The following is an 11,150-nucleotide window of genomic DNA, read 5'->3' on the forward strand; positions in this document are numbered from 1 at the left end:
TATCCCGCCGGTACCCCTGTCGACCCGTACCACGCCGGACGGGTAGGACGGCTCGGTTCAGGCACCCGTCGCGACAGGGAGGCCCTCCGTCGTCGACCACTGGGACCATGACCCCGGAAAGAGCGCCGCATCGATGCCCGCGATGTCGAGCGCGGCGATCTCGTGCGCCGCGGTGATCCCGGAGCCGCAGTAGACCGCTACCGGCCGGGAGTCCGCTCCGAAGGCCGCGAACCGGCGGCGGAGCTCGTCCGGCGAACGGAAACGCCGATCCTCGGCGAGGTTCTCGGAGGTCGGGGCGCTGATCGCACCAGGGATGTGACCCGCTCGGGGGTCCACCGGCTCGTGCTCGCCGCGGAAGCGCTCTGCGGCGCGTGCATCCAGCAGCAGGCCCGCCGGCTCGAGCAGGTCGGGGACGGACACCACGGGCATGTGACCCGCGGACAGGTGCACATTCCCCACGCAGTGCTGCTCCTCGCCGCGTTCCACCTCGTGGCCGGCCGCACGCCAGGCCGCGAGGCCGCCGTCGAGCAGCCGGACGCCTTCGAAGCCGGCGTCACGCAGCAGCCACCAGAGGCGGGCCGCCGCCAGGTTCCCGGAATCGTCGTAGGCGACCACGGTGTCGCCGTCGTTGATGCCCCACTGCCGCGCTGCCTCCTGCAGTGCTTCGGCGTCGGGGAGCGGGTGCCTGCCCAGGCCGGGGCCGCCCGGAGCGCAGAGCTGCGACTCCATGTCCACGTACACGGCTCCGGGTAGGTGGGCTGCGCGGTAGTGCTCATGACCGTGCGGGTCGCCGAGGGACCATCGCACGTCGAGCAGGATCGTCTGCGCGCCGGAGGTCATCCGGGCCTGCAGTTCCTGCACATCCATCAGAGTCTTCATCGAGATCTCCCGTCGGAAGTGGCGACCGGGACGCGGAGGTGACCGCGCCCGGTCCTGATGCAGGTCAGTCCACCACACGGAGATCGTCGATGCCATGCCGAACGTGCTGCGGCGCGAGCGGTGCTCCCGGGACGGCTGTCGACCGGCGGCCGGCGTCCGGTCAGACCTCGGTGCTCTCCCCCACCGCGAGGTGCCGGAACGTGGAGCCGTAGCGCGCGCCGAGTCGGGTCACGTGCCCCTCGACCATGCCGAGTCCCACCTCGTTGAGCAGGGCGTCGTGAATCTGGAAGGCGCGTGGCGCGCGCACGGAGGCCACGAAGTCGACCACCTCGCCGAGCTTCGACCACGGCGCGTGCACGGGCACCAGGAGCGTGCCCACCTCGACGCCCTCGGGGACGATGAAGGAATCTCCCGGGTGATAGACGTCGCCGACGAGGAATCCGACGTTCGCGACCACGGGGATGAGCGCGTGGATGAGCGCGTGCTGACCTCCGAAGGTGCGGATCTGCTGACCGGCCACGGCGAAGCTCTCGCCACCCGCAACGGCGTGCACCCGGTCTCCCGCCGCGTCGCCGAGGGCCTCCGTGACGGTGTCCGCGACACCCCGGGGCGCCCACAGCCCGAGTGAGGGATCGGCCGTCAGCGCCGCGACGACGCGATCGACGGCGATGTGGTCGGGGTGCTCATGCGTCACGAGGACCGCGTGTGCGCCCTCGAGCGCCTGTTCGACCTCGGAGAACGTCCCCGGGTCCAGGACGACGACGGTGCCGTCCAGCTCGAGGCGCACGCAGGAGTGGGAGTACTTGGTCATCAGCATGCGCCCAGACTACCCGCGGCCACGCTGATAATCTTGGAGCTGATCCGCGGCTGCGAGCGCCTGCGAGAAGGGTAGGACATGACGCCGAAGGCGACACCCCCGGCAGTGGCACCGGCCGGGACAGAGGCGGCCATGCCGGCTTCACGGAAGGGCTCCGAACAGCGTGTGACGCGCCAGCGCCGCGCCGTCAGCGCAGCCCTGGATGCGATCGACGACTTCGTGAGCACCCAGGAACTGCATCGTCTCCTCCAGGACGACGGCGCCTCGGTGTCGCTCGCGACCACCTACCGGATCCTCCAGTCCATGGCCGACGACGGCCTCGTGGACGTGCTGCGCAACGCCGACAACGAAGCCGTCTACCGCCGCTGCGCCGTCGAGCACCATCATCACCACCTGCTGTGCAGGAACTGCGGGCGGGCCGTCGAGATCGAGGCACCCGCGGTGGAGCAGTGGGCCGTCCGAACGGCCGCGGCCCACGGGTTCACCGACGCCGCGCACACCGTCGAGATCCAGGGGCTGTGCCCGGAGTGCTCGGCGCGGCAGGGTGCGGTGGCGCCCCCGTCCCCGTGACGGCGCTCATGATCCCGCCCATGATCGCGCCCATGATCGCACGCGTCCCGACGCTCGCGGGAGACCGGATCTACCCGGCCACAGCGGCGGTGCGCGCACCTAGGATCGTGGCGTGACGTCCTTCTCCCCCGACACCGGTGACACAGGTGCGGGTTCCGGGACGACCGCCCCGGCGGACCGCGACACCTCGGACGGACCCGGAGACGCCTCCGCCCCGCTCGACGACCTGGTCACCGCCGTCCGCCGCTACCGCGATGCGGAGAGCGCGATGCGCGCCCGCAGCCGCGACTCGATGAACCTCGGACGCACCGACATGACGGCCCTGCGCCTCATGCTGTATGCCGACCGAGCCGGCAGCCCGCTCAACGCGGCGGCACTCGCCCGGGATCTTCAGATCTCGACGGCGGCCACGACGGTCCTCATCGACCGCCTCGAGCGGAGCGGTCACGCCGAGCGCCGTCGCAACCCGAAGGATGCGCGTTCCGTGGAGGTCCGCGCCACCGCCGCGTCCCACGACGACGTGCGCTCGACGATGGGCGAGCTGCACGAACGCATGATGGAGGTCGCTGCCCGGCTGCTCCCGGAAGAGGCGGTCGTCGTCCGCCGCTTCCTCGAGGATCTCGGCACTGCCCTCGATGGTTTGGATCTCCCGTGCGCCCTTTCGTCGGAGGCATTACATCCGCGTGGACGGAGCGGGCCGTCCGCGTAGGCCCGGGCCGCCGTCACGAACGGGTACCTAGAGAACTTGGCTACTAGATGGTCTAAGGTAATGGCATGAAGCCATCCGACGCACGGCAGGGATCCGGGTACTGGTACCCACCCGCCGAAGCGTCGGATCACGCTGCCTCCGCTTCACCCGACGACTCCCGGGACCGTCCCGCGGCCACCGGCGTCGACGTGCTGAACGCCCTGCGGGCCTACCGCTCGATCGAGAGCGGCCTCCGCCGGCGTCTGAGCCAGAGACTGAGCATCAACGAGACGGACCTCTCGGCCCTCCGCTACCTGCTCGGCGTCTGGCAGTCGGACAAGACGGCGAGCCCGAAGGACCTGGCGCTCGCCCTCGGCATCTCGAGCGCGTCGACCACCCTGGTGATCGACCGGTTGGAGAGCGGCCACTACATCCGGCGCCGCAGGCACCCCGTGGACCGCCGCGCGGTCATCCTCGAACCGGGCGAGAAGGCCACCGACGAGTTCCGCGACGCCTTCGACGTCGAGAAGCGTGGCGTCATGGCGGCGGCTGACGCGCTCACCTCGGAGGAGACCGAGACCGTCACGCGATTCCTCCGCTCGATGGAGCAGACCATCTCGGACGCCGTCGGCTTGCAGGACAAGCCCACAGCGTCCTGACGACGTCGTGGCGCCCCTCACCGCGCCGCTGCCATCGAGGGTCGGGAATATCAGGCCGTACCCGCTGACGCCGGACGGGCAAGGGTCCGTCCCCCGCTCGCCCTCCTGCTTCCCACGAACCGGCACACCAGGTAGATCACGAACGAGATCGTGGTGACGTAGGGGCTGATCGGGATGCGGCCGCCGAGCGCGAGCAGGATGCCCCCCACCACCGAGGTGCAGGCGAACAGGACGCTGAGCAGGACGACGAGCCCCGGTGCGGAGGTCACCTTGAGCGCGGCCGCCGCGGGCGTGATGAGCAGGGCGAGCACGAGCAGCGCTCCCACCACCTGGATGGACAGGGCCACGGAGACGCCCAGCAGGAGCATGAACAGGATCGACAGCCCGCGCACCGGCACCCCGCGTGCCTCGGCGAGATCGGCGTCCGCGCTCGCGAAGGTGAGCGGGCGCCAGATGGCGGCCAGGGCGATGATCACCGCCGCAGCGCACCCGACGAGCAGGTTCAGCTGGACGGCGTCCACGGAGACGATCTGCCCCGTGAGGAGGCCGAACTTGTTGGCCGCGCGCCCCTCGTACAGCGCGAGGAAGAGGATGCCGAGCCCTAGACCGAACGGCATGACCACGCCGATGATGGAGTTGCGGTCGCGCGCACGGATCCCCATGAGCCCGAGGACCATCGCGGCCAGCACCGACCCCACGAGCGAACCGCCGACGACGTTCGCCCCGACGAGCAGGGCGAAGGCGGCGCCCGCGAAGGACAGCTCGGCGATGCCGTGGACGGCGAAGGCGAGGTCACGCATCATCACGAAGGTGCCGATCAGGCCGCCGAGCAGGCCGAGCACTGCTCCGGCGATGAGCGAGTTCCGCACCAGCGGGAGGAGCTGGGCGTAGTTGTCGAACGTGAAGATCGCGCTGAAGGCTTCCTGGAAGTCCATGGCTACACGCTCTCGTGGTGGTGCGTGGTGGCATCGGGTAGCCCGACGACGACGATCCGCCCGTTGCTGTGGAGGACCTCCACCGGGCTGCCGTAGAGGTCCGAGAGGACCTCGCTGGTCATGACCTCCGACGGCGGACCCACACGGAACCTGCCGTCGGCGAGGTAGAGCACGCGGTCCACGTAGTCGATGATTGGATTGATCTCGTGCGTCACGAAGACCACGGCACTGTTCCGCTCGCGGCTCTGCCTGCTGATGAGCGCGCTCACCGCCTGCTGGTGATGCAGGTCCAGCGAGAGCAACGGCTCGTCGCACAGGAGCACCTCGGGGTCGGTGGCGAGCGCCTGCGCTGCGCGGAGCCGCTGCTGCTCCCCGCCGGACAGGCGTCCCACCGGCGCATCGGCGTAGGAGTCCGCGCCGACGTCTGTCAGCAGCCGGTCCACCTGGCGGCGGTACTCCCTGCCCTTCACCCGCAGCCCCCAGCGATGACCGTCGATCCCGAGCCCCACGAGGTCACGTGCACGCAGCGGAGTCTCGGGCGGGAAGGATTTCTGCTGCGGGATGTACCCGAGCGCGCGGCTCCCACGCCGGATCGGTTGCCCACCGACGGTTGCCGTCCCGCCGTCGAGCGGCTGCAGGCCGAGCAGCACTTTCAGGAGACTGGTCTTCCCGGAGCCGTTGGGCCCGAGGACGGCGAAGAACTCGCCGGGCATGATGTCGAGGTCGAGACCCTGCCACAGGGTGCGGGAGCCGAAGGACAACGATGCGTCGCGCAAGCTGACGGCGGGTACGCTGCCCGTATCACCGCGCGCATCCGGGCGCGGGGACGTGAGCGAAGCCATGTGCAGGGGTGTCCAGTCTGTCGGGTGCGGTAGCTCCTGAGGATAGCGCCGATACAGCGCAGAAGCTCAGGGACGAATTGCTCGTGGGTCAGGACCCGAGGACCGCCTCGACGCTCTCGGTGTTCGAGGTCATCCACGAGATGTAATCCTCGCCCTCGGGAAGGGTCTCCGTGAAATCGAGCACCGGGAGGCCCGCCTTCTCGGCGGAGGCGCGCACCGCCTCCGTCTGGGACCCCTGCGTCTGGTCGTTGTACGCCAGGAACGTCAGCGAGCCGTCCGAGACGAGCTCCTTCATCTCCTCGAGCACCGCGATCGGGGCGTCGGTCTCCTCCTCGATCGCCTCGGTGAACTCCTCGGGGGTCACGTTGTGCAGTCCCGCGTCCTCCAGCAGGTAGAGGGGAACGGGCTCGGTCACGGCCACGTCGGCATGGCCCGACGACCCCGAGAGCGTGGCGAGCCGGTCCTGCAGCGGCGCGAGCTCCGCGGTGAAGGCGTCGGCCCGTTCGCGGTAGGCGTCGGCGTTCGCGGTGTCGAGGCGGCCGAGCTCCTCCGCGACGGCATCGGCGAGGTCCGCCATGGCGGCGAGGTCGTACCAGACGTGCTCGTTGAAGGCGCCGTGGCCATGGCCGTCGTCCTCGGAGTGCTCGGCCTCCTCGGAGTGCGCGGCCTCGTCGGCGTGCTCCGCCTCGTCCGGTGCAGCACCGGATGCCTGGGCCTCTCCGGACGCCCTGGGCTCGCCCGACGCCTCGGAGCCCTCGGGCTCCTCGGTGTCCAGCCCGGCTATTTCCACGGCCGTGAGGACCGACTCCACGCCCGTCTCCTCGGCCAGACGGGTCAGGAACGCGTCGTACCCGCCGCCGTTCTCGATCACGAGGTCGGCGCCGGACACCGACAGTTTGTCCTGCACCGTCGCCTCGTAGGAGTGGGGGTCCTGACTGAGGCTGTTCACGAGGGAGGTGACCTCGACGTCGTCGCCCCCGACGGCCGCGGCGATGTCGCCGTAGACGTTCGTGGCCGTCACCACGCGGAGCGGCCCACCCTCGGTCGCGGCTCCCGCGTCGGCCGCTCCGCCGTCCCCGCACGCCGCCACCGAGAGGGCGGTCACCGTGAGGAGACCGGGAAGCAGGAGACGGCGGCGCAGCGGCATGGGGACGACCTCTTCGAACTAATGAGAATTGTTTACGTTAGGTCCCGAGCATAGCGCAGAACGCGAACGGTTCGCATTGCGGTCGGATCGATCAGGTCACGATCGGCGGGAGGGCGCCTCGGCCCCGAGCCCCTCACCCGTCCGGCGGACGCCCTGGTTCTGCGTGACGTCGCGGATCTCCCCGACGAGCTGCTCGATGACGTCCTCGAGGAACAGGACACCGCGCGTCGCTCCGTCCGGGCCGAGCACGCGGGCCAGGTGGGAGCCCGTGCGCTGCATGACGGTGAGGGCGTCCTCGATCTCGTCGTCCACCGAGATGTTGGCCAGGGTGCGCACCTTGTTCTCCGTGATGGGCCGCCGGTACATGGACTCCGGCATCGACATGACGTCCTTGATGTGCATGTAGCCGGTGAGGTTCCCGGCGTCGTCGACCATCACGAAGCGGGAGAAACCGGTCCTGCCGACCGCGCGCTCGAAGTCCTCCGGAGTGGCGTCCGTGCGCACCGTCACGAGCTCGTCCAGGGCCACCATGGTGGTCGCCGCCGTCTGGCCCGAGAACTCGAGGGCACTGGTGATCAGCCCGGATTCGTCGTCGACGAGCCCGCTCTTGGTGGACTCCTCGACGATCGACTGCACCTCCTCGAGCGTGTAGGTCGAGGACACCTCGTCCTTCGGCTCCACCTTGAGTGCACGGAGGATGTGGTTGGCGGCCCAGTTCAGCGAGGAGATGACCGGATTGACCACCCGGGCGATCATGACCAGGGGCGGCGCCAACAGCAGCGCCGCGCGGTCAGCGACCGATACCGAGATGTTCTTCGGCACCATCTCGCCGAACGTGACGTGGAGGAAGGTCACCAGCAGCAGCGCGATCGCGAAGGCGATCCCGTCGGCGAGGCCGCCCGGGACACCAAGGGCCTCCAGCGGTACCACCAGCAGGTGGTGGATGGCCGGCTCCGCGACCTGCAGGATCAGCAGGGAGCACACCGTGATGCCCAGCTGGGCGCAGGCGAGCATGAGGGAGACGTGCTCCATGGCCCAGATGGTGGTGCGGGCGCGCTTGGAGCCTGCTTCCGCCAGCGGCTCGATCTGGCTGCGGCGCGCGGACATCACGGCGAACTCCGCGCCCACGAAGAAGGCGTTGCCCGCCAGCAGGACGACGAGCCAGACGATTCCCGCCCAGTCGCTCATCGCTCACTCCTCCGGACGGCGGTGCTGCCGGCGAGCGCGGGGCGCGGCTCCGCGCCGGTTCCGGATGTCGCCCGGCGCTCCGGGACGACGGCTGGATCGGGACGAGCCGGCGCACGATCGACTGACCCGCGGTCGCGATGGTCGTCGCCCTCCACACCCTCGGCACCCTCGGCACCCTCGGCACCATCCGACGGGACGGGCGCAGGCCGGAACTGGACGCGGTCGATCCGGCGACCGTCCATGCGCTCGACCGTCAGCGACCCGGCGGGCACCTCCACGCGATCCCCGCTCTCGGCGACCCGGCCGAGTTCCGCCATCAGGAAACCGGCCACGGTCTCGTAGCCTGCATCGTCGGGCACCACGAGACCGGGCACCAGGGTGCTGACCTCGTCGGGGCGCAGGATCCCCGGGAAGTACCAGTCCCCCGTGGCACTCTGCAGCACGCCGGGCTTGAGCTTGTCGTGCTCGTCGGCGACCTCGCCCACGATCTCCTCGACCAGGTCCTCGAGCGTGACCACACCCGCCGTTCCGCCGTACTCGTCGAGGACGACGGCGAGTTGCAGGTTGGCCTCGCGGAGCTCACTGAGGAGGGAGTCGAGGTGCACGGTCTCCGGGACGCGCAGCACCTCGGTCATGATGGTGCCCGCGGGAAGGTCGGCGCGCTTGTGGCGGGGTACGGACACGGCCTTCTTGACGTGGACGAGACCCCGGATGTCATCGGCGGAATCGCCGATCAGGGGGAACCGGGAGAAGCCGGTCCGTCGGGCGGCCTCGACGACGTCCGCGACGGTCTGGTCCGAGTCGATGGTCTCCATCCGGATACGGGGCGTCATGACATCCGCCGCGGTGCGCTCGGAGAAGCTGAAGGTGCGCGCGAGGAAGGTGGCGGTGCCCTGGTCCAGGGTGCCCATCTCCGCCGAGCGCCGCACCAGGGAGGACAGTTCGGAGGGTGTCCTCGCGCCGGAGATCTCCTCCTTCGCCTCGAGTCCCACGATGTGGAGGATGCGGTTCGAGAACCCGTTGAGCACCACGATGGCCGGCTTGAACACGGCCGTGAACATGAGCTGCGGGCGGGCGAGGGCGCGTCCCACCTGGAACGGCAGCGAGATGCTGAGGTTCTTCGGGACCAGCTCCCCGATGAGCATCGAGAGGAGGGTGGCGAGGACCATGGCGATGATGATCGATGAGGACGCGATCAGCGCCTCGGAGAGCCCGAGTGCGGCCAGCGGGGTCTCCAGCAGCCGACCCACCGAGGGCTCCATCACGTATCCGGTCAGCAGCGTGGTGAGGGTGATGCCGAGCTGGCAGCTCGAGAGCTGTGTCGAGAGGGACTTCAGGCAGCGAAGGAGCGGCTCGGCCTTGGTGTCGCCGTCGTCGACCGCGCGCTGCACGTAGGTCTGGTCCAGCGCCACGAGCGCGAACTCCACGGCGACGAAGAAGCCCGTGCCGAGGACGAGGAGCAGTCCCGCCGCGAGATAGATCCATTCCACCGCTACATCCCCTCCGTGACGGAGGTCCGTCGGTTCGCCCGATCGGAGGGGTGCAGCGGTCCGCGTCTGAGGGGGTCGGCGGCGTCGGCGGGCTCGGGAGCCGCGTCCTCACCGGAGCCGACGGGACGCCCGGACCCGGGCTCGTGCGGCGGATGGTCGAGAAATGAGGGGCTGCCGGCCGATAGCCGGCCCCTAGAAGGACTGTCCATAAGGAGGCCAGTTTACCGGCTCGACGACGACGCGCCAGCGTCCGTCACCGGAAGGGCCCCGCCGCTACCAGCTCTGCTGGAGCGGGCGGCCCTCCTCGTACCCCGCAGCGGACTGCACGCCGACCACGGCCCGCTCCCGGAACTCGGCCAGGGATGCCGCACCGGCATACGTCATGGAGCTGCGGACGCCTGCGGTGATCATGTCGATCAGGTCCTCGACGCCGGAGCGCGCCGGGTCCAGGTACATCTTCGAGGTGGAGATGCCCTCCTCGAACAGTCCCTTCCGGGCGCGCGCGAAGACGTCGTCGCGCCGCGTCCGGTTCTGCACCGCGCGGGCCGACGCCATGCCGAAACTCTCCTTGTAGCGGCGGCCGTCGCTGTCGGTCTGCAGGTCGCCCGGGCTCTCGTAGGTCCCGGCGAACCAGGAGCCGATCATGACCTGGCTCGCGCCCGCGGCGAGGGCGAGGGCGACGTCGCGGGGGTAGCGGACACCGCCGTCGGCCCACACGTGGGCGCCCAGCTCGGCCGCGGCCTGCGCGCACTCCTGCACGGCGGAGAACTGCGGGCGTCCGACGGCGGTCATCATGCGCGTGGTGCACATGGCGCCGGGGCCCACGCCGACCTTGACGATGGACGCGCCCGCGGCGACGAGATCGCGGACCCCGTCGGCGCTGACCACGTTGCCGGCCACGATGGGGACCTTCGGGTCCAGCCCGCGCACGACGGCGAGGGCGTCGAGCATCTTCCGCTGGTGACCGTGCGCCGTGTCGACCACGAGCACGTCGACGCCGGCATCGATCAGGGCGGCCGCCTTCGCCTCGACGTCGCCGTTGATGCCCACCGCCGCGGCGACGCGCAGCCGTCCCGCGCCGTCGAGCGCGGGATCGTAGATGGTGGAGCGGAGCGCACCCGTGCGGGTGATCACGCCCTGCAGGACGCCGTCACGCACCACCGGGGCGAGCGAGGTGCGGGCACCGTCCAGGTCCTCGAAGGCCTTCTGGAGCGCCGTGGCGGGCTCGTCGTCGAACAGCGACGCCTCGAAGGCGGCGGGAGCGGGCCGCATGACGGCCTCGAGGGACGCGAAGCGGTCCACCCCCTCGCAGTCCGACGCGTTGACCACGCCGACGCAGGTTCCGGCGTCGTCGATCACGAGCACCGCGCCGTGCGCACGCTTGTGCATCAGGTGCAGCGCATCGATGACCGTGTTGCCCGGCTGGAGCTTGAGCGGGGTCTCGAAGATCGGGTGCCGGGCCTTGACCCAGCCCGTCACCTCGGCGATGACCTCGACGGGCACGTCCTGCGGCAGGACCCCGATACCGCCCCGGCGCGCCACCGTCTCCACCATGCGCCGCCCGGTCACGGCCGTCATGTTGGCCACGACCAGCGGGATGGTGGTGCCCGAGCCGTCCTCCGAGGAGAGGTCGACGTCGAAGCGGGAGATCACCTCGGACGCGCTGGGAACGAGGAACACGTCGGAGTAGGTGAGATCGGTGGTGGGTGGGTTGATGAAGCGCATGGTTCTCCCTGTGTCGCGCGTGTCCCCGCGCCCTCGACGGGCGGATGATCGGCCGCGAAGAGTCTAGTGCCTGCCCCCCGGCACGCGCGCCGCCGACGCCGTACGGGACTGCGCCCGCCTCTCCGCCGTGTCCGCCGTCTCCCCAGCGATTCCCCCGCGATGTCCCCGCCCCGTCACGGCCCGGCTGATTGGCCTGTTGGTCACCCCTGT

The 11,150-nt window shown here is 70.3% G+C and carries 11 protein-coding genes; 3 read left to right on the forward strand and 8 right to left on the reverse strand.

The genetic code is table 11. From position 1 onward, the window contains the following. Positions 1–57: 57 nt before the first annotated feature. Together AC4D16_RS04010 and AC4D16_RS04015 are read right to left on the reverse strand one after the other, a co-directional pair. Positions 58–879, reverse strand: a complete 822-nt coding sequence (locus AC4D16_RS04010; protein ID WP_490954031.1) for a sulfurtransferase — start codon at positions 877–879, stop codon at positions 58–60. Between the two features lie 160 nt (positions 880–1,039). Continuing rightward, the gene (locus tag AC4D16_RS04015; RefSeq protein WP_490954032.1) at positions 1,040–1,696 is read right to left on the reverse strand and encodes an MBL fold metallo-hydrolase; all 657 of its coding nucleotides are present in this window, start codon (positions 1,694–1,696) and stop codon (positions 1,040–1,042) included. A 132-nt stretch (positions 1,697–1,828) separates the two neighbouring features. Between AC4D16_RS04015 and AC4D16_RS04020 the strand changes: the two genes are divergently transcribed. The 3 genes from AC4D16_RS04020 (at position 1,829) to AC4D16_RS04030 (ending at position 3,613) form a co-directional block, all read left to right on the forward strand. Continuing rightward, positions 1,829–2,266, forward strand: a complete 438-nt coding sequence (locus AC4D16_RS04020; protein ID WP_490949484.1) for a Fur family transcriptional regulator — start codon at positions 1,829–1,831, stop codon at positions 2,264–2,266. A 112-nt stretch (positions 2,267–2,378) separates the two neighbouring features. Beyond that, a complete protein-coding gene (locus tag AC4D16_RS04025; protein ID WP_490954033.1) occupies positions 2,379–2,975 on the forward strand; it encodes a MarR family winged helix-turn-helix transcriptional regulator in 597 nt (198 codons plus the stop codon). A gap of 65 nt (positions 2,976–3,040) precedes the next feature. Then, entirely contained in the window at positions 3,041–3,613 is a 573-nt protein-coding gene (locus tag AC4D16_RS04030; protein WP_490954034.1) for a MarR family winged helix-turn-helix transcriptional regulator, read from the forward strand. Positions 3,614–3,663: 50 nt separating this feature from the next. On the opposite strand, the gene AC4D16_RS04035 is transcribed toward AC4D16_RS04030, so the two are convergent. The 6 genes from AC4D16_RS04035 to guaB1 all read right to left on the reverse strand — a co-directional run bounded on the left by AC4D16_RS04035 (position 3,664) and on the right by guaB1 (position 10,940). Continuing rightward, positions 3,664–4,548, reverse strand: a complete 885-nt coding sequence (locus AC4D16_RS04035) for a metal ABC transporter permease (protein WP_490954035.1) — start codon at positions 4,546–4,548, stop codon at positions 3,664–3,666. Positions 4,549–4,550: 2 nt separating this feature from the next. Further along, positions 4,551–5,390 carry a metal ABC transporter ATP-binding protein gene (locus tag AC4D16_RS04040; RefSeq protein WP_490954036.1) on the reverse strand — a complete coding sequence of 280 codons (840 nt, stop codon included), beginning with the start codon at positions 5,388–5,390 and terminating at the stop codon, positions 4,551–4,553. A gap of 88 nt (positions 5,391–5,478) precedes the next feature. After that, positions 5,479–6,537, reverse strand: coding sequence for a metal ABC transporter solute-binding protein, Zn/Mn family (locus AC4D16_RS04045; RefSeq protein ID WP_490954037.1), 1,059 nt, complete (start codon positions 6,535–6,537; stop codon positions 5,479–5,481). Between the two features lie 96 nt (positions 6,538–6,633). After that, entirely contained in the window at positions 6,634–7,725 is a 1,092-nt protein-coding gene (locus AC4D16_RS04050; RefSeq protein WP_490948823.1) for a hemolysin family protein, read from the reverse strand. Then, entirely contained in the window at positions 7,722–9,215 is a 1,494-nt protein-coding gene (locus AC4D16_RS04055; protein ID WP_490954038.1) for a hemolysin family protein, read from the reverse strand. Before AC4D16_RS04055 ends, AC4D16_RS04050 begins: the two co-directional genes overlap by 4 nt. Positions 9,216–9,488: 273 nt before the next feature. After that, positions 9,489–10,940: a GMP reductase gene (gene guaB1, locus AC4D16_RS04060; protein WP_490954039.1), complete on the reverse strand. Its 1,452-nt coding sequence runs from the start codon at positions 10,938–10,940 to the stop codon at positions 9,489–9,491. Positions 10,941–11,150 lie beyond the last annotated feature (210 nt).

This window comes from Arthrobacter sp. TJ-236, from assembly GCF_058269235.1.